Annotated in this window: 1 protein-coding gene; it reads left to right on the top strand. The window is 47.3% G+C overall.

Going from position 1 to position 368, the window contains the following annotated elements; all coding sequences use genetic code 11:
* A partial coding sequence (locus tag AB4585_RS27280) for a LysM peptidoglycan-binding domain-containing protein (RefSeq protein WP_372171873.1) occupies positions 1 to 368 on the top strand: 368 nt, incomplete at both ends.

The raw sequence follows: 368 nt of genomic DNA, 5'->3' as shown, positions 1-368 counted from the left end.
GATCCTAAAGAGCAACTTGACCTCGGCATTGCCGCGCAATATGCCGGTATACCCGTGAAGGAGCTGCAGAGCTACAACCCAGCTTACAATCAATGGGCGACTGCTCCTGAAGGGCCACAAAAACTGTTGATCCCAGCGGAGCAGCAAGAGCAATTCTTAGCCAAGGTTGAAGAAAATCGTGGCAAGGGTGTCAAACTGGTTCGCTACAAAATTCAGCCAGGTGATAGCTTAGGTGTTATTGCAAAAAAACATAACACCACCATAAAGGTCATTCAAAATGCCAATGGTATGTCAGACTCGAATATTAGAGCGGGACGTTACTTGTTGATTCCGACCTCTACTCAGTCAGACAGCACCTATGCCTTGAG

This window comes from Vibrio sp. 10N.222.49.C9, assembly GCF_041474985.1.
GTDB lineage: Bacteria > Pseudomonadota > Gammaproteobacteria > Enterobacterales > Vibrionaceae > Vibrio > Vibrio crassostreae_C.
The sequence above is the reverse complement of the archived record's forward strand: the minus strand, read 5'-3'. Positions and strand labels throughout refer to the sequence as shown.